The 19,869-nt window shown below is 39.2% G+C and carries 14 protein-coding genes; 4 read left to right on the forward strand and 10 right to left on the reverse strand.

Annotation, left to right across the window (positions count from 1 at the left end; all coding sequences use genetic code 11):
• Positions 1–43 precede the first annotated feature (43 nt).
• Entirely contained in the window at positions 44–943 is a 900-nt protein-coding gene (gene xerD, locus K7X70_RS07985) for a site-specific tyrosine recombinase XerD (protein ID WP_222536563.1), read from the forward strand.
• A gap of 19 nt (positions 944–962) precedes the next feature.
• Here xerD and prmC read toward each other — a convergent pair whose 3' ends face one another.
• Positions 963–1,814, reverse strand: a complete 852-nt coding sequence (gene prmC / locus K7X70_RS07990; protein ID WP_222536564.1) for a peptide chain release factor N(5)-glutamine methyltransferase — start codon at positions 1,812–1,814, stop codon at positions 963–965.
• A gap of 48 nt (positions 1,815–1,862) precedes the next feature.
• Here prmC and ribD point away from each other — a divergent pair, with 48 nt between their 5' ends.
• The 3 genes from ribD to K7X70_RS08005 are packed head-to-tail and all read left to right on the forward strand — an operon-like array spanning position 1,863 to position 4,385.
• Positions 1,863–2,918, forward strand: coding sequence for a bifunctional diaminohydroxyphosphoribosylaminopyrimidine deaminase/5-amino-6-(5-phosphoribosylamino)uracil reductase RibD (gene ribD / locus K7X70_RS07995; protein ID WP_222536565.1), 1,056 nt, complete (start codon positions 1,863–1,865; stop codon positions 2,916–2,918).
• A complete protein-coding gene (locus K7X70_RS08000; protein WP_222536566.1) occupies positions 2,915–3,781 on the forward strand; it encodes a DMT family transporter in 867 nt (288 codons plus the stop codon). The genes ribD and K7X70_RS08000 overlap by 4 nt, the downstream gene beginning before the upstream one ends.
• Complete coding sequence (locus K7X70_RS08005; RefSeq protein WP_222536567.1) at positions 3,771–4,385, forward strand: IMPACT family protein; 615 nt, start codon at positions 3,771–3,773, stop codon at positions 4,383–4,385. Before K7X70_RS08000 ends, K7X70_RS08005 begins: the two co-directional genes overlap by 11 nt.
• 89 nt (positions 4,386–4,474) lie before the next feature.
• Here the strand turns inward: K7X70_RS08005 and K7X70_RS08010 are convergent, their stop codons facing one another.
• The 9 genes from K7X70_RS08010 to K7X70_RS24400 all read right to left on the reverse strand — a co-directional run bounded on the left by K7X70_RS08010 (position 4,475) and on the right by K7X70_RS24400 (position 19,492).
• Positions 4,475–5,434, reverse strand: coding sequence for a bifunctional helix-turn-helix transcriptional regulator/GNAT family N-acetyltransferase (locus K7X70_RS08010; RefSeq protein ID WP_222536568.1), 960 nt, complete (start codon positions 5,432–5,434; stop codon positions 4,475–4,477).
• Between the two features lie 113 nt (positions 5,435–5,547).
• Positions 5,548–9,081, reverse strand: a complete 3,534-nt coding sequence (locus K7X70_RS08015; protein ID WP_222536569.1) for a chemotaxis protein CheB — start codon at positions 9,079–9,081, stop codon at positions 5,548–5,550.
• A gap of 157 nt (positions 9,082–9,238) precedes the next feature.
• Positions 9,239–10,483, reverse strand: coding sequence for a YdcF family protein (locus K7X70_RS08020; protein ID WP_222536570.1), 1,245 nt, complete (start codon positions 10,481–10,483; stop codon positions 9,239–9,241).
• 117 nt (positions 10,484–10,600) lie between these two features.
• Positions 10,601–11,959, reverse strand: a complete 1,359-nt coding sequence (locus tag K7X70_RS08025; protein ID WP_222536571.1) for a RagB/SusD family nutrient uptake outer membrane protein — start codon at positions 11,957–11,959, stop codon at positions 10,601–10,603.
• A 10-nt stretch (positions 11,960–11,969) separates the two neighbouring features.
• Positions 11,970–15,263 carry a SusC/RagA family TonB-linked outer membrane protein gene (locus tag K7X70_RS08030; protein WP_222536572.1) on the reverse strand — a complete coding sequence of 1,098 codons (3,294 nt, stop codon included), beginning with the start codon at positions 15,261–15,263 and terminating at the stop codon, positions 11,970–11,972.
• 94 nt (positions 15,264–15,357) lie between these two features.
• Positions 15,358–16,389, reverse strand: a complete 1,032-nt coding sequence (locus tag K7X70_RS08035) for a FecR family protein (RefSeq protein WP_222536573.1) — start codon at positions 16,387–16,389, stop codon at positions 15,358–15,360.
• A 57-nt stretch (positions 16,390–16,446) separates the two neighbouring features.
• Complete coding sequence (locus K7X70_RS08040; RefSeq protein WP_222536574.1) at positions 16,447–16,995, reverse strand: RNA polymerase sigma factor; 549 nt, start codon at positions 16,993–16,995, stop codon at positions 16,447–16,449.
• Between the two features lie 113 nt (positions 16,996–17,108).
• The gene (locus tag K7X70_RS08045; RefSeq protein WP_222536575.1) at positions 17,109–17,891 is read right to left on the reverse strand and encodes a DUF5694 domain-containing protein; all 783 of its coding nucleotides are present in this window, start codon (positions 17,889–17,891) and stop codon (positions 17,109–17,111) included.
• Between the two features lie 164 nt (positions 17,892–18,055).
• Entirely contained in the window at positions 18,056–19,492 is a 1,437-nt protein-coding gene (locus tag K7X70_RS24400) for a LuxR C-terminal-related transcriptional regulator (protein WP_255606988.1), read from the reverse strand.
• Between the last annotated feature and the right edge of the window lie 377 nt (positions 19,493–19,869).

Consider the following 19,869-nt stretch of genomic DNA (forward strand, 5'->3'; position numbering starts at 1 on the left):
AGCTCAAACTTAAAGCTAAAAACTTACAGTAGAAAATTTTTGTGTGATTAATAACCCTTATATACCGGCTTTTAAAGCCTATTTGAAACTGGAACGCTCGCTTTCCGGAAACTCCATTGCGGCCTATATCAATGATGTTCAGAAACTATCCCAGTATTTTGAATCCATTGATCAGCGTCCTTCAGTGAAAGAAATTACCAGCGCTGATTTAAAAAAATTTATCAGCTGGATCAATGAGCTGGGGATGTTACCAACCACTCAAGCGAGAGTAATCTCGGGACTAAAATCATTTTTCAGCTTCCTGATGTTGGAGCAAATTATTGTGGAAGATCCTTCAGCTTTGTTGGAAACTCCAAGATTAGGCAAAAAACTACCTGATGTTTTGAATATCGAAGAAATCAACGGCCTAATTGAGGCAATTGATGCTTCGAAACCGGAAGGGATGAGAAACAAGGCGATTATTGAGCTTTTGTATGGCTGTGGTCTTAGGGTTTCAGAACTCACTAACATCAGAATATCCAATATTTTTGCCGACAGCGAATTTGTAAAGATCGTTGGAAAAGGAAATAAGGAAAGGATTATCCCAATTGGCGCTACCGCATTAAAATATATAAAGATTTACCTGGAAGCCAGCCGTGTTCACATTCCCATCAAAAAAGGTTATGAAGATTATATTTTTTTAAACCGCAGAGGGACAGGTTTATCCAGAATATCTGTGTTTACGATCATCAAAGATCTGGCTTTAGCCTCAGGGTTAAAGAAAAGCATTAGCCCCCACACCTTCCGCCATTCTTTTGCTACTCATCTCATTGAAGGTGGTGCAGACCTGCGTGCGGTCCAAGAAATGCTGGGACATTCCAGCATTACCACCACTGAAATTTATACACACCTCGACAGAGATTACCTAAGGGGCGTCATTACCGGCTTTCACCCCAGGAGTTAAACGGTTTTCGTGAGATCAGCTAATGAACAACTGGATTTTTTGACGCCAGGATCATTCTTGGTTTTCCTTGCATATCTTTCCTTAATTTAATGTATTTAAACCCTTTATCATTCAACATCTCAACAGTCTCTTTTGATAGGTATTCATTGATTTCAAAGAATAGCTTTCCATTTTCCTTTAGATGCGAAACCGCAAAATCAGCAATCGCTTCATAAAACAACAAAGGTCTTTCATCCGGAACAAATAATGCCAGATGAGGTTCATGCGCCAATACATTTGGATGCATTTCGGCCATTTCTTTCCCGGTGATATAAGGAGGATTGCTCACGATGATATCGAATTGATGATCAATATCAAAAGTTAACATATCTGCATGGATAAAATGAACAGGGCTCTCCAGTCGCAAAGCATTTTCCGAGGCCAGTTTCAAGGCTTCCTCAGATATGTCTACCGCAGTTACTTCTAAAGCTTTGCCATGTTTCTTTAGACTGATTGCAATACAACCGCTTCCCGTTCCAAAATCTATCACCGATTTATTCAGCAGGCTATCTTCTAAAATCCAGTCTACCAACTCTTCAGTTTCAGGTCTTGGAATTAATACCGCTTCATTTACTTTAAAAAAAGCACCATAAAAATAAGCTTCACCTAATAAGTATTGAATGGGCTGATGTACTTTCAGCCCTGCAGCAACAGCAAAAAACTGCTCCTGCTCTTCGTTGCTCAGTTCTTTGTCATAATTCATCATCAACTTGCTCCTGCTGAGCTTTAACAAATGTTCAACGGCGACAGAGAAAATAGACTTAACTTCCTCTTCCTCATAAACATCTTTCAATTCTGTCTTAAAATGTGATAATAACTGGCTTAAATTCATGCCTTGCAAAAGTAATTAAATCAAACAATATACCTTACTTTTGCCTTAATGGCCGACGAATTATATATTAAAAGATGTTTGGAGCTCGCTATTCTTGGCGCTGGAAACGTAAGTCCAAATCCAATGGTAGGCTGTGTGATTGTTACTGATGGAATCATTATCGGAGAAGGGTATCATCAGCAAATCGGCGAAGCACATGCTGAGGTAAATGCCATAAAAGCTGTATTTGCCAAATATGGAGAAACAGAGGGCGCATTATTGCTAAAACAAGCAACTGCTTATGTCAGTCTGGAGCCTTGTGCTCATTTTGGAAAAACGCCTCCATGTGCAGACCTCCTGATCAGACATGAGGTTAGAAGAGTGGTTATTGGCAATAAAGATCCTTTTGATGCCGTGGATGGAAAAGGGATTACTAAGCTGAAAAATGCGGGAATAGCCGTAGAATCGGGTATCCTCGACAAAGAATGTGCGCATTTAAACCGTCGGTTTTTCACCAGGATTCGTCAGCAAAGACCATATATTATTTTAAAATGGGCAAGTACAGCCAATGGCTATTTTGCCCCCATAAAGGAAGAACAAAAATGGATCTCTGGTCCATTGGCCAAACGTCTCGTGCATAAATGGAGAACAGAAGAAGATGCCGTCATTGTAGGTAAAAGAACTGCAATGGTCGACAACCCCCAGCTGAACGCCCGCGAATGGCCAGGTAGAAATCCGATTCGGATCATCATTGATCGAAATCTGGAAGTTCCAGCTACACATCATATTTATAACGAAGACGCTAAAACCATCATATTCAACGAAATAAAAACTGATGTAGTTGAGAACATACACTTCATCCAAATGGAGGACATGTCTTTTTACCTCCCGCAAAAAATTGCTTTTCAATTGTACTTAATGGATATACAATCCGTTATCATAGACGGTGGCGCACATCTGCTGAACCAATTTATTGAAGCTGGATTATGGGACGAAGCCCGTGTCTTTACTTCAAAAAACTCCTGGACAGATGGTATTTACGCACCAAAAATCAATAAGGTGATTACTGCTCAACATCAGATTGGAAATGATCAGCTAAGCATTTATACAAACCAGGAAGCATGATCTATTTAATCATCAGCATTTTTTGCAGCGTTACCGTAGCCGTTTTACTAAAACTTGCACGTAGGTACAAAATTAATATTTTACAAGCCATCACCTGGAACTATCTGTTTGCGATTGCCTTGAGTTTCTTCTTTTTCAAACCTTCGATCACAGAACTAACGACGGCAAAAATATCTCCTGTATATTTGGGGCTTGGTGTTTTACTGCCTGTCGTATTTTGGTTTCTTGGTGCATCCATTAGAAGTATTGGTATCGCAAAGACAGACATTGCGCAGCGATTATCCTTGTTTATTTCTATTCTGGCAGCCTATTTCCTATTTGGAGATCAGTTTAACACCTTAAAAATCTTCGGGTTATTTTTCGGCTTTGCGGCAATTATTTTCACGCTTTACCGTAAATCCAATGCGCCTGCCGCTGGTGGGAACTGGATATATCCCCTCCTGGTTTTCCTTGGTTTTGGCTTTATTGACATTTTATTTAAGCAGATTGCCCAGATTAAAGGCCTTGCCTATACCAGTTCCTTAATCCTGACTTTTGCAATTGCTTTCATTTTGTCTCTGCTCGGGATCATTTACCTGTCTGTATTTAAGAAGCAGAAACTAGAACTGGTCAATTTTGCCTGTGGAGCCATATTAGGACTTTTCAATTTTGGAAATATCCTTTTTTACCTGAAAGCACACCGGGCAATGGCTGAAAATCCATCTACCGTATTTGCGGCCATGAACATTGGGGTGATTATTCTAGGCACACTGGTTGGCATATTCCTATTTAAAGAAAAGCTGAACAAGCTAAATTATGTAGGACTGGCGCTGGCTTTAATCGCGATCATCTTCATTACCTTATCACAGTTTCATGCTATTTGACGATACTTATAAAACCATAACTGCTCCTGCTGAAGGACTGTTTAAAGACCGTGGCAGTAAATTTATTGCCTTTGCTTATCCGATCAGATCTGAAGAAGAAGTAAAACCGATACTGGCACAATTGCGTTCAGAACATGGAAAGGCCAGGCATTTTTGCTGGGCACTACGCTTAAGTCCTGATCGTGCCGTTTTCAGAATCCAGGATGATGGAGAACCTTCTGGAACTGCAGGAAGACCAATCTTAAATGCGCTGCTTTCTGCTGATATTACCAACATCCTGATCGTGGTAGTACGTTATTTTGGAGGAACATTATTGGGCGTCCCAGGCTTGATCAATGCCTATAAATCAGCGGCAATTGAAGCCATTCAAGCTGCAGAAATCGTAGAAAAAACGGTAAACGATGTATATGAACTTACTTTCGATTACTTGAGTATGAACGATGTGATGCGCTTATTTAAAGAGGAACAGCTGCAGATACTTTCACAGGAATTCGACAATTCCTGCAGCATTAAGTTTGAAGTCAGAAAAGCTCAACTCAACCAGGTTTTGGGGAAAATCGAAAAAATCGATGGCATTAAACTCAAATATCTCCATACGGTATAATCGAGCCTCATACCATCTGATTAAAAAGAAAGGAACTGTCCAGTTAAACTAAATTTTCACTTGTCATAAAACTCCTATTAATTCAGCTATTAAATGCTGGTTAAATCCAGTTCCATTTGAATATTACAGCGTTCATAAGGCGTAGATCTGCCCACTACTTTCTTAAATCCTATTTTCTGATAAAGATTAATCGCTGGCTTTAAGGAAGTATTGCTTTCCAGATAAATTTTGGAAGCACCTAATTCTTTAGCCGCATTTACAATAGCCTGACCAAGCAGCCAGCCAATGCTTTTACCCTGAATCTTCGGTGAAACTGCCATTTTTGCCAGTTCATAGTCGTAATCAGGATCGTTCATTTTAATCAGCGCACATACCCCTACCGGTTCATTCTGGTAGAGCGCCACAAATATTTTCCCGCCTTTATCCAAAATATAAGCCTCTGGATCATCTAAAGCCTTATAATCGGCTTCTTCCATTTTAAAATAAGTAGAAATCCATTCGGCATTCAAAGCTTTAAATGCCACATGATATTTTTCCTCATAAGGCACAATCTGCACCTCCTTACTTTCCCTTCTTTTTTTCTGTTCCTGAACCCTTCTAAACAACGATTTTTGATCCAAGAGGAACTCCCACTCTTCAATGGCTTCCCAAAGGTTGTGTCTTGCCTCCGAAATCACACTGTCAATCGCAGCGTCTACATCTGCACATTGAACCTTAAGTTCTTTCGCAAATTCGATTCCTTTGTTGGTCAGTTCCACTACATTTCGTCTTTTATCCGGAGCGTCACGGTTTTCCTGAACCAATCCTGCCAGCGTCATTTCCTGAATGATCTTGCTCACTGAAGGTTGTGAATGCCCAATTTCGACTGCAATTTCAGTGATGGTCTTTTCCCCTTCTTCTGCAAGCACGAAAAATGCAGGAAACCATTTTGGAGCAAACTCCATCTGGTATAACTCATAAATCCGAGCTGCATCATCTGTGACCTTGGAAGTCAGCATTCTTAACCTGCTTCCTAATGCCATCTTTCCTGTTTTCTTAAATAACTCCATAGATATAATCAATTACATAACTAGTTATGCAAATATAAAGATTATAGCTAACTCGCAAATAATCTATCCGAAAAAAATATAAATCAGCGTTAACATCCTGGAAATAAAGACTCCTAAATTGGCAGACTGAAGTAAAAAGAAGATCCCTGATTAATTTCACTTTCCACCCAAACTTTTCCATTATGCCTTTTAATAATCTCAGCAGATAAATGCAGCCCTAGACCAAAACCAGAAATAAATTTATTATGCTCACTTTTCACCCTATAATAGCGCTCAAAAAGCTGTTCCAAATCTTTTTTCTTGATCCCAATTCCATTATCTTTCACGCAAACCTGAACCATGCCAGAAGCGGCTACCGATGATACTTCAATTATCTTTTTAGGGTTTATAGAATATTTAATCGCATTGCTTAGAAAATTGTTAAGCACCTGTCCTACCTTATCACGATCTGCTTTTACCATCGTTACCGTTCCCTTTGTGAAAACGATATCAATCGTCGGATTTATAAAAAGTGATTCTTGAATTGCCTCCTCAATTAATTCGTTTATTTCAAATATTTCAAGGTCTAAATGAATTTTTCCTCCATCAGAACCGGAAACGGATAGAAATCCATTAATCATGCTGTTCATTTTCTTGATCAGCAAATTTACCCTCGATAAGGAAGGCCCAATAAAGGAATCATCTGTTTTTTCCACCTTTTTAGTAATCATTTGCACGTAAGCCTGAATAGAAGTCAGCGGCGACCTTAAATCATGACTGACCATGGCTATAAAGTCATTTTTACGCAATTCATCTTGCTTATGAATGGTAATGTCATTCAAGACCCCAGTGAAATAAGCTGGATTTTTTTCATTATCATAAGAAAGATTTCCAATTAGCCTTGCCCACCTCGATTGATTATTGTTAAAGCCTAATAAAGGAAATTCCAAATCACACCTCTCGCCACCAAGAATATTTGCTTCAATGGCATTAATGAATTTTTCCCTGTGTGTTTCCACAATTCGGTCGACAGCCGCTTGATAAGTTAGTTTTTCATCAGAATAAAAGCCAAAAATCTCCTTAAAATGTGTAGATGGTGAAAATTCACGGGTTTTAGCATCAATAGAACAAGTACCCAATTCAGCCGAATCAATAGTCATTCCAAGCATCTTATTGCTGATATCCAAATTAAGCTGTGTATTTTTTAATTCCGTAATGTCATTAAAAGTAATGATTGCCCCGTTATTCTGCTGGTCAGATTGACGCATATAGGGCATCGTCATCACCTGATACCACTTCCCGTTATTGGTTTCAATCTCTTTGGTAATCACAATTCCATCACGCAGTACCTTTTTAATATCTTCAATAATCGTTTCAAACTTTATATTCGTAGTGATATTGCTCAATGGCCTTCCAATATCTGATTCTAATAGATTGATCTGCTTCACTGTGCCTGGAGAGAATTTCATTAAGAGCAAGTCGTTATTGATAAACAGCTGGCCATTGACATTGCTTCTGAAATAGTTATTCAGGTCATCATTAATCTCCAGCAACTCCTTATTTTTTAGCTGATACTCAGAATTAATGGTATCCAGCTCTTCATTCACAGACTGCATTTCTTCATTTGTACTCTGCATCTCCTCATTCGCAGAGATCATTTCCTCATTAAAAGACTGCATATTTTCATTAGAGGCATCCAGTTGCTCATATACAGAATTGAGCTTCTCTTTTACTTCTTTCAGCTCCTGCTCCAAATTAAGGGTATACTCATCCTGAAAGCCAGTCTCATCAAAGTCTTTGCCTTCGTGTTCAGCAGTTGCAATAACTTTATCTTCAGTGAAAGTGACCATAAAAAATTTTGGTGATTTTCTGTCGATCAGCATCGGGCTCACCATCATATTTACCATCATCAATTGATCAGCCTGTTTAATTTTGATACGATTCAGACTGGCTTTTTTATTAGTCTTTAATACCTTATTGCTTAAGGTGTTAAAGACCATAGCCAATTTTTTTGGCAATAACATTTCCAGATTAATGGTAAAATGTTTGGGGAGTAAATATTTAGAAGTGTCTCCGTAAGACCTGACAACCTCCTTGTTTTCGTCAACGCACAGCACCAGATAACCCAATTCTTCCGCAAGATTAGTTTGCATCAACTCCGTTAGAGAGGGAAATTGATCAGTACCTGTCTCCTGACGGCTGACGTAAACAGGGCGGTTTTTAACTTCCAATGAATCGGGCATTGAAAAAGCCTCAAAACTAGCCATCCGTTTCGATTTTATATTCTTGTATAGCTTGTATTGTTTATTTACAATTTCCAGGTTCTGAATAATCGGCATTGGATTTTCACTGGATCCTAAAAATAAATAACCATCCATTTTAAGCCCAAACAGCAACATTTCAAATATTTTCTTTTGCAATATTGGAGCCATATAAATCAGCAAATTCCGACAGCTGATGAAATGCATATTGCAATAAGGCGGATTTTTAACTAAATCATGCTGTGCAAAAATGGCCATTTTCCGAAGGCTGGGTTTAACTTGATAATGATTGCCTTCCTTTACAAAATGGGTACTTAACCGCTCTTTCGATACCTCTTTCAACGTATCTGGGTGATACAATCCTTTCCCGGCATGAACTAGTGCGGCACTATCTATGTCTGTGGCAAATATTTTAACCACAATCTGTTTAAGATCGTCGGTTAACAATTCGGTAATCAAAATGGCCAGAGAATAAACCTCTTCACCTGTGGCACAGCCTGCTACCCAGATTTTAAGCTCTTCTTTTGGGCCAAGGCTTTTCAAAATCGCTGGTAATACATTGTGCTGTATGTACTGAAATGCTTCTTTATCCCTAAAAAAAGAGGTCACACTAATCAAAAACTCTTTTGATAAAGCTTCAATTTCTTCTTGCGAGGTCTTTAAGTAGCTAAAATATTTATCGAGGTTATCAAAATCATGTGCAGCCGCTCTTCTTTTAGTCCGCCGCAAAATTGTAGAGGTTTTATAATCGGAAAAGTCATGAGGAGACTGCTGTTTGATGAGTTGTATGATTGCTTTTAGGCTGAGCTCATCGTTAGAATTTTCAATCTTCAAAGTCCGCTGATGCTGTACATAGTCTTCAATAGCACCAGGCATTGCCGCTGGTTCTAATATAAAATCGATCACTCCTGTAGCAATCGCTTTAGAAGGCATACTTGGAAAGCTGGAAGTATCAGGGTTTCTGGCGATCACCATTCCTCCAGCTTTTTTAATTGAAACAAGTCCTTCAGAACCATCACTTCCTAAACCAGAGAGGACAACGCCTATTGCTTTACTGCCGCAATCTGCTGCCAAGGAATTAAAAAATGTATTGATAGTGAGGTGTGCGGCTCTGATTTCATCTTTAGCACTTAAATATAGTCTGCTGCCAGAAATGGTCATGTACTTATCATGTGGAATAAGGTACACTTTATTACATTCCACTAAAACACCATCGCTGGCTTCTGTGACAATTAGTTTGCTATGTCTAGCCAAAACCTCTGCCATTCTGCTTTTAAAAGTAGCGGAAAGATGCTGAACAACTACATAAGAGACCCCATCTAGAGGAGTATGATCAAAGAAAGTGTTAATTTCCTCTAAGCCACCGGCTGATGCACCAATTGCAATAATATATGATGGAGCACTCATGCTCTTTTTAAATTTAAAACTGTTGTTTTCATGGATTGGGGAAATAGGAATGTGCAGAATGATAAATCTACTTAAAACTAAGGGCAATTCAACTTATTAATTGAATTGCCCTTCCTATTTAGGTGTAAAATCACCATAAAACAAACCATTAGCTGAACTAAGGATCCATCGGTTCATCAAAATCAATTTGCAGGGACAGGACATTAGGATAAAACTCCAATGTAAAGTCAGATAAGCGTTTTCCTAATTTATAAGGCTCATAGCCTAACTCCTGCACACAACGACCCAATAAAGCGCCACTGATGTACATACTTTGAGATTTGGCCGTCACTGTCAGCGCTGCTTTATCCATAGGCATTCCATACCTGAACATGATTCTGGCTGCATTCCGCATATTGGTAGTCGTGTGTCGGGCATGAGGCTCCATAATCACCACGCTATCTGGAATCTGCAATTGCTCCACTAAGTATTTTTTCATCTCGTAGGCCTCATTGTATTTTGTTTTAAATGGGTGTACTCTCCCACCCGAAACCATAATAAATGGCGCCAGTCCTTTATGATATTCTACTGCTGCCAATCTGCAGCGCAGCATACCACCCGCACTTAATTCCACTTCCCGCTCTTCAGGGCCTTCGCCTGGCACCAAAATTAAACTGTACTTATAGGAAGCAAAATTTGTTTTATGAATTGCTGAAATACTGGCTTTATTTACGCCGCTCCGTAAAGGTTCAAAATCACCAGCTTCATCACGCCCATTAATTTCCAGCGCGGTCAAGGCAAAAGTAATTGCAGGCTCAAAAAACATCGAATTTGTCATGCCTGAACTCAATACCGCATTGGTGCGAACCAGCTCCGGGTAGCTTTTATCTTTCACATCAAAGGCGATGGCATCTATTTTCGGATAGTTAGGGTTTGCACCTGCAACATAAACGTCAATCGTAAAATTAACAGCTTTCGCATCCTGTTCCCAGGCCTTAACCAACAACGCTCCGGGCTTAAGATCCTTATATTTCAGATAACAGCCCGAAGGAATCAGTTCATTTTTGACCATGCTGCTGAATGCTTCATTCTGTTTAAAAAGAAAAGCTAAACGCTTGCTGACGGCAGCAATTTCTCCTGCTGTAAATTTAAAAGCGCTGCTGAGACAGGTAATGTCAGTTTCACAATTTTTTATGGCTTCTGCTATATTCAGCGATTTACTTTTAAACAAGGAGTCCAATTCCGGATCATTTTGAAGCTCTTTTTTAACGGCAGCATCCTGCTGAAATAAGGTAAGCAGGTAATAATTCTTATACTGTATCGGATTTAAATGCTCCGAAAACACGTATTGTGGATCTTGTGCGCAGACATTTAAACTGCATAATCCTCCAAAGAGTAAAAAGAAAAGGAATCTCATTTTCATAGCTGGTCAAAATTTAAAACAAAAAACCGGCAGCCTAAACCTGGATTGTTTCCTGCAATTTAGTTCATTACAGGATTAATCAGTGTTCAAGCTGCCGGTCAGAATTAGGTATGCAGGTTAATAGCCGTCATTCTGATAGCCACTTTTATTGTTGATGTTATCTATCTCAACTTGTGGTACCGGATAAAGGCTTCTGAAAGCTGGAATGCCTGGGAAAATAGCCGCCATCTGATTGGTTCTTACAATATCAAACCAACGATCAGCTTCTAAAGCCAGTTCCAATCTTCTTTCCAAATACACTGCGGTCCTAAATTCCGCCTGTGTAGTGAGCAATGCCGATGTTTTTAGCGAAGCATTCGCATTTTTACGAACCGCATTCAGTGCTTTAAAAGCTTCTGTATTGCCATAAGCGGTTTCATTGAGCGCTTCCGCATACATCAGTAACACATCAGCGGTACGCAACACCGGGAAATCACCGCTGGTTTCATTGTTCAGCTGAGGCGAATTAAACTTCCCTGGCCTACCGCCTGTTCCGGTTATCGCCACTAATGGCCGACGATTGTCGCCAGTTTCAAATAACGATTGAGGAATATTAATGATGTTTGTGTTGTTGTTATTTCTATAACGATTGTCTTGATGTACAAACTCTTTTACACCGCCTTGTAGGTACTGCACTGCAAATATAATGTCCTTACTGGTTTTTAGGTTATTAGGGAAAGTTCGGTTCTGTGGCACCGTATCTAATAGATTTCTTGCATAAATAGCAGTCACCACAGGTTGCAATGTGCTCGCTACCAGGTCAAATTTCTTTTGATACAGGTACACCTTGCCTAATAAGCTAGTCGCCGCAAAGCTGGTTGCCTTTCCGCGCTGCGCATCTGGCCAGGATGTCGGTAATTTTGTGGCCGCATCTTTTAAATCATCAATCACCTGCTGATAGACCTGTTCAGATGAAGCACGCGTATTTTGTCTGGCCTGCTCTGTGGTTTGAACAGTGAGCACCAAAGGAACCTTGCCCCAGATCCGGGTCAGATTGAAATAACTTAAGGCCCTGATAAATTTCGCCTGACCAATAATCTGTCCCTTAATGGTTTCATTCATCGTAATTGCAGGCGCACGGTCCAGAATAATATTACACCTGTATATCGCTTTGTAATGTCCCATCCAGGTGGCCGAAAGTATACTATTGGCCGAAGTTTCAGCAAATACTTCAATCTGATTACGTACCCCTGCACCAGATCCAGGGTCATTGTCAATTAGGTTATCACCGCGAAGTTCGCCTAGTGTCAATAAATTGTTTCCATAAAGACTATCGCTCTGTAAAGCGTCGTAACAAGTGACCAAACCACCTTGTAATCCCTTCTCATCCAGGTAAAAAGTACTTTCTGTATAAGAGTCCAGTGGTTTTAAGTCTAAAAATTTCTTGCAGGAAGTTGCTGTGATTAGCACACAAATGAGTATGATATATTTTTTCATCTTTCTATGATTATAAAGTGATGTTAATGCCTATTGACGTTGTTTTTGCTGTTGGATAAACCCCATAATCTTCGCCATTTGTGGTGGCATCGCTGCGGTTGGTTACCTCTGGATTATAGCCGGTATATTTGGTAAAGGTGAATGGGTTTTGCATGGCTACATAAATCCTCACCTTACTCATTGCTAGTTTTTTAGCTATATTTTCCGGTAAAGTATAACCTAAAGCAATATTACGGATACGCAAGTAAGATCCATCTTCAATATGCCAGGTGGAAGTTGTTCCATTGCTGCCTTTAGCCGCGCGATTGGCCCTGACATCCTGACCACTGCCTGGGTCACTTTCCGATTTCCATCGGTTCAATGAACTGATCAAGTTGTTCATATTTCCTTCTTTATTGGCAAAATATCTGCGAGAAAGATTTAGGATCTGATTGCCATAAACGCCTTGCATGGCTACATTTAAATCTATCCCTTTGTATTCAAATGAAGTCGCAAATCCATAGGTGAATTTAGGCAGGTAATTTCCTACGATCTCTCTGTCTTTGGTAAGGTCAATCACCCCGTCACCATCTACATCCTTAAACTTAAAATCACCTGGTTTAGAGGTATTCACATCATAATTGCCCTGAGTGTCCGTGTAATGAGGATAAGCATCCACCTCTGCCTGATTTTTAAATACGCCTAAAACTACTGGCAAATAATAGGAACCGATAGGCTCACCTACTCTAGTGATAAAATAAGCATTGGCAACAGAACCTGTTTTGATAATGTCTGCATTTCCAGGGCCCAATTCCACTACCTTATTGATGTTCTTGGAAAAGTTTCCACTTGCAGTCCATTTGACAGCACCAAACTGCTGTTGTGTACCTAAATTGATGTCAATCCCTTTATTGTTCACTTTACCAATATTTTTCAGTTCTGTAGCAAAACCGGTTGAAATCGGTACTGGAACATCCAATAACAGGTTATTCGTATTACTATTATATACATCTACTGATAAAGTCAGCTGATTCTTGAAAAATGCAGCATCAAAACCTACGTTTAATTGTGCGGTCTTTTCCCATTGTAAGTCGTCATTAGGCTTCGCAATTGGTGCGGCCCCATTGATGACGCCTGGAGTAGAACCACCAAAGACATAACCAAAATTGTTCATTGATCCTTGAGCCGCATAATTAGGAATATTGAAGTTACCCGTTAATCCATAACTAGCCCTTAATTTCAGGTCAGAAATCGTTTCCGAGTTTTTCAGGAAATCTTCTTCTGATAACCTCCAGCCAAGGGATGCAGAAGGGAAATAACCCCATTTGTTGTTCTTTCCGAATTTAGAAGAACCATCAGCTCTGATCGATCCTGTAAACAAATACTTGCCTTTATAGCCATATTGCAACCTTGCGATACCTGAAGCTAAAGCCCATTGTGTTCTTGTAGCTGTACCGTTAGTCACCAAACCTGCTTTGATAAACTCTACCTGATCACTGATAAATCCTTTGGAAGCAAAAGCATAATTACCGCTTAAATCATCTTTCTGAGTAGACCAGCCGACCAACGCGTTAATATTATGATCCCCTATTGTTTTTGCATAATTCAAGGTTTGTTCTAACAGCCAGTTGGTTTCTTTTATCGTACGTGAAGAGCCTGTAGCCTCCGAAATTGGGTTTCCTGCGGTATTAGACTGAGGAAATGTAGAAGGTCTGAAGGTATCTTCTGAGCTGTTAAACAAATCCACACCCAACTGAACTCTGTATTTTAAATCTTTTGACAATTCTGCTTCTAAAAAGGCACTTCCAGTCATCCTGGTTGTCGCCACATCGTCTTTTTGAAGCATCGCTAGAGCTACTGGATTCCAGGCTTGTGTGCCCCCATTTCCATCCGCTGTTCTGTTGTCAGGTAAGGTCGTTTTTGTGCCGGCACTCCATGAATTCTGATCAAAATTATAACTGCCATCAGGGTTATACACTGGGAAAATCGGCGCATAGTGCAATGCTGAAGCTACAATACCACCTCCGTTAGCATTGTAAGCACCATTCGCATTCACTCTCTTTTCATTGGTTACCGAAGGACTAAAGTTAATGCCATATTTCACCACTCCTTTTTTACCTTCCAGGTTTACCCTACCGCTATAACGCTTGAAACCGCTATTCAAAATAATCCCATCCTGATCAAAATATTCCAGGGAACCATAGTATTTCATGGACTCAGATCCACCCGCTGCCGAAATCGAATGGTCTTGAATTGGTGCTGTTCTAAAAATCTGGTCCTGCCAATCCGTATTTGTTAAACCTGGCTGACCTTGTAAATAAGGTAAAACCTCTAATGGCAACACCGTATTGGTATTATTTCCAGTATTAAACAAGCGTAGACCATTATTATCATTCACACTATAATTAACTAGTGGCTTTCCAGTAGCCAGATACTTTCTGTTGTTGGCTTCCATTACATCTACATAAGAATTGTTTCTGGATTCCAGGACCATTTGTGCATACTGATACGCATCCATCATTTTGATTTTATGCGCCAGCGACTGCCAGCCGGTATAACTGTTTACATTTACCGTAGTTACGCCATTCTTGCCTTGTTTGGTCGTGATCAATACCACACCATTAGAACCTCTGGAACCATAAATTGCAGCAGAGGAAGCATCTTTTAATACTTCTATGGAAGCAATATCATTGGTATTCAGGGTATTGATGTTGTCATTTGAGATCGGTACGCCGTCAATCACATACAGCGGATTTGAACCTGCAGTGATGGTCCCAACCCCTCTCACTTTAATAGAAAGTGCGCCACCTGGTGCGCCAGAACCTTGTGAAACCTGTACTCCGGCCATCTTTCCAACCATGGCCTCTGCCGCATTACTAATCGGCTGATTCTCCAGATCTGAAGCTTTGATACTCGCAATAGCGGTGGTCACATCCTTCTTCTTCTGACTGCCATAACCCACTACAACGACATCAGAAAGGTTGTTCGAGCTTGGATTTAACTGGATCAGCAGCGTCGCCTGTTCACCGGGTTTCAGTATGTAATTGCTGATGGTTTTAGTTTCATAGCCAATATAAGAGGCGCTGATGCTATAGGGAACATTTGCAGAAAGCCCTTTTATCGAAAACTGACCTTCAGAATTGACCATGATTCCTTTCTTTTCATTGGTTTTGACGTTCAGTAAAAGTACAGAAGCACCGAGTAAAGGCTGCCCGGTTTCGTCTTTTACAATCCCGGTAATCTCAGAAGTCTGAGCCCAGGTCTTTGCCGATACTGACATCATCAGCAGGCAAAAGAACAAGTGTGTAGTAAATTTTTTTAGCATAGTCTAATTTGTTTGATTGTTGTTTTTTTGGCAAAAAGATTCCTCTCCCGCCATTTTCTTGCAGGTTCATGTGTTTTTAATATGGTCCTTTGATTTACTTTCTGATCAGGAACCCTTCGGCAGTTTTAATTTGGTTAAGTTTGTTTAGTTCAGCGATTTCTTCCAGTATGGTGTCTATAGATTGTGTAGATTTTATAATTCCTGTAAATGACATTTCCGCCAAATCAGCACGGTCGTATGTAATTTTAACTTTATAGTGTTTTTCCAATTGATCGAACACATCCACCAGGGAAGCCTGCTGGAAGTTGAGCTCCCGACTGCTGTTCTTCCCTTTTGCAAGTAAAGTACCCTTGTCCGATACGCTGATTTTATTCAGCATACTATTATAAACCAGTTCTTTTCCTGGAAGCAGCACTTCGCTGAATGCTGAAATATTCCGCACCGTATCTATGTTTTTAACTAAAACCTTTCCCGTATGCAGTTCAACTTTGATGAACTTGCTTTTTTCTAAAGCAGTAATGGTAAATGAAGTACCCAAAGCTGTGGTGGCAATGCCTTTCGCATACACTACAAAAGGATGGTTTGTATCTTTTGAAACCTCAAAAAAGCTTTTTCCATTTAAGAATACTTCTCTTTTATTTTTCACAAATGGAATGGCGTACCTTAATTCTGCTCCAGGAAATATTTTAACGGTAGAACCATCGGGAAGGTTGACCAGTTGCTGATGATCTGTATAATTGACCACTGATTTCCAATTGATCGGGTTTGTTTTTTCAGGAGTTGACACCTTATTGCCGGCCAGCGTTATTTTTGAAGCGCTCGGGTTCCAATTCAAATTGAAAAGTCCAATTGAAAGTACAGCCAGTAAAATGGCAGCTGCAGAAACGATCTTTATCCATTTTAAGTGATAAACTTTAGCGATGGTCTCTTTTTTTATCGCGCTAAACATCTCCTCAGTTTTAACCTCATCCAACTGTGCATCATTCGTTTCCTCCCATTCGGTCTGGCTCAATAAATGGTCCGGCAATTCGTCAATAGCATTTAAATAGTTCAGTACCTCAAGTTTTTCCTCCGGGCTGCACTGTCCTTTAAAATATTTATCTAATAATGCTTCAAACACACTCATACTACCAATACGATTGGATTTGAGAGAAACCCGTAACGAAATAAAAATATATTTAAATTAGTCTAAGATTTTTGCCAGCAGCACCAGCACTGGAACATAAGCATAGCCATCAAGCTGTTTAATCGCTAATGAGATGTGCTTTTCAACAGTTCTCGGAGAAATACAAAGCTGTTCTGAGATTTCTTTATAAGAATACCCTTGCAGTCGACTTAAGATGAAAACCTTTTTCCTGGTTGGCGGAAGTACGCTTAGTGCAACTTCCAACTGCTGATCGATTTCGAACTTTTGATGCTGTTCTGTGGCTTGTCCGGAAATGTGGGTATAATATAATTTCAAATTACGTTCGTCATTACTTTCCTTTTTGAAATAGTCGAGTAAGGTCGTTCTTGCAATCCGGAAGAGCTGAACATCCAGTTCGTGCTCCTCCGATAAGGTGTGTCGGAAGTTCCATAATTTGATAAAAGCCAGCTGAGTTAAGTCCTGGGCCTTATCTTCATCGTTTGTTTTCTTAAAAAAATAGGCATATACCTTTTTATGAGATAGTCTGAAGACCATTTCAAAAGACTCGTGATTACCTGATTTTAAATTATGGATATAGCTTAACATTTCTGCACAAAACTATTAGATACATATTAGCCAAAACTAAATATAGTGTTAATTCTGATTAAAGTAATAGTTGTAATAGCCTTAGCTATCCATATCCTTCCGGTTTAATGCGCTTACTTTAGATAGTCCGCAACATTTACAGGATCATATTTAGGACTTCTTTGCATGAATTCATTAAGAAAAGCGGTGTGAGTAGCGCCCATAATGATAAAAACTCTATCATTTTCTGTCACAGGAACCTGATTTAGATTTGAAAATATCCTCAAATTCCTTCTATAAAATTTACTGGCTTCATCAGCTCCTTCAAAGTTTCCTTTAGTGCTGTTATAGGTTAAAATATCCGCATTGACATTGATGAATTTTTCGAGCGTTTCCTTCTGGTTAAAGGTTTTCAATTTGTCTGATATTGACAATTTTTCCATGGCTGCAAACGCTTTGTAAACGCCATTATAGTAATTCTTTGAAGTCAGGCTATCTACTTGATTTTCCAATTCATTCCCAATATTATAGTTGTATGGAGCAGTTTCTTGTTCATCAATCCCATAAATTTTCTTTACTCCCGAGATTTTACCAACTTCATAAGCAATTAAAGCAACCTCACCGCCAAATTTAGTTTTATAATTTTTGTCTTTCAAAAAGTTAGCATAGTCACTATTCAAATCTTCATTTTTTTTTGGAAGAATTTCCACACAAATTATTGTGGGTTTAAACTCAGCCAGCATTTTTGCTATTCTGTAAGTTTCAGCTTTACTCTTATCATCATTTTGATCAAATTTCACTTTGTGTGCATCCGGGGTATATACCATGTGAAAAGTTGCAAAATTTAAAACTTTCACTTTTTGTCCAAATGAGTTTCCATAAATAAAGATTCCAAGAATTAAGATGATATTTTTCATTTTAATGTTTTTTTAAGACTACAGTCAATTTTTTTCAAAAATATCAGCGCTTATTTTGATAACTGCTACACTTGGGTGTAGTTTTTAATCAGCTCAAAAAATGGATGTTTTTTTATGGATATGACTACACTGAGGTCATGGAACAATTTCTGATATACAGTTCTTTATACATTGACCTTATCTTTGATCCTGAGGGCCTGTGTCCTGCTCTTCACATCCAGCTTCACATATAAATTACTGATGTGATACTTCACTGTATTTGGAGAAATGAACAGTTTATTCGCCAGTTCCTGATTGGTTAAACCTTCCCAAATCCCTTGTAACACCTCTGTTTCGCGCTCAGTAAGCAGGAAATCCTTTTGTAAAACCATCAGGGTATCCTCCTCATTACTCAGCTGAAAATTGGAGATCCCAGGTACAGCTAAAGCACTTTCTTTAAATTCTACCAGGTATTTGTTGATTTCAGTACGGTAATGTTCTTTCTCTTCCTGCAGCGCCCGAACTTTAAAGGTAATGGCAAAGCCGATCGAGATAATTTCAAAAGCACTCACCATCCGCAGGGCATCCATATCAAAAGCAGCTAACCAAGGTAGGTTAAAATTCATATTGAGCACAAAGCCAGCTCCAAAAATAACGATGACGCCAAAAGTTAACACTAAAAACCGGGCATAAATATCTTTCTTAAACCTGGAAATGGCAATACTGATGGGAATTATGGCACTTAAAAAGCTGAGCAAATCTACCATCGGAAGGAAGCCTTCCCATTTGAAAATGGTAAATAAAATCAAGGTCAATAATGCCAGGGCGATCACCGGGCCCACATAACGCCAGTAGTTCTTATGCGTATCTTTCAAATCCAGGAAATAGTAAGAAAAAATACAGGCAAAAGCAGCAGTAAATGGGACGGTATAAACCAATAGGTTATTCATCACTAATGCTCCGGACGACAAGTAATAAAACATTCCATCTTCATAGAAAAACTCCACAAAAACACCAATCTGTAAAAAACAATAGGCAATGAAGCGTTTATCTTTGAAGATCAGGAAGAACACAAAATTGAATATAATCGACATCAATCCAAGGCCGTAATAAAAACCAATCCTGAGCAGCCTCTTCCCCTCTTTTTCCTGGAAGGACTGAGCATCCATCAGCACCAAGGGCAACTGTTTCAACAGTGCATCTGAACTTTTCAAATAATAGACGTTACTGTCTGTTTGAAAATTAAATTGGTCGTATCTGGCCAAATTTTCCTGCTCTTTTATGTCAATTAGCTGCCCATTTTTATAACTATAAAGTGCGGTATGGTGCAGGTGTGAGGAAGAAATCTGTAAAGTTAAAGGCTGATTCAGCTGATTAGAATCAAGTTTACCTTTTAACCAGTAGGTAGCCTGTTCTTTCTTTTGGCCTGGTTGTTCTGCAAAACTAAAAGAAGGTGCTTTTTCGAGTGGTTTGAAAATCAAACTTGAAACCTCTTTTTCTAAAATTCTGCTGCGATCAGCAGTTTGTCCATTCACAAAAATACCTGGCAATAACAGCAGCAGCAGCAGAACGATGATTCGGGGATAAAAAGTTCGGTATTGAGTAGGTTTAAAACAATTCATTTATACAAGAAACGGCTAAAATAGAACTCAAAACTAATCTTTTTCGGCCGTCCTCATTGTAATAACCTTGTGTAATTTGAGTTTTCTTTTCTTCTTGAAAATAGGCTTTAGATGACCAAAAACAAAGATAAAAATACAACTTATTGAATTCCAATAGAATATAAAGTGTATTTCTTAACCTACCCGAATGGGTGGGTTGATTTAAATGCATTAAATTATGAAACCTACCCATTCGGGTGGGAAATAATACTTTTTAGCCTTGTATGTTTGTCTTAAGCAATCAATGAATCTATTCCCTTCTTTAATCCAATACAAATTTTCGAAGGGTAAACCATAGCGACAATAAAGGCATGAAAAGCCAAACCTGTAGCCTCTCA

The sequence above is a fragment of the Pedobacter polysacchareus genome (assembly GCF_019802255.1).
Taxonomy (GTDB): Bacteria; Bacteroidota; Bacteroidia; order Sphingobacteriales; family Sphingobacteriaceae; genus Pedobacter; species Pedobacter polysacchareus.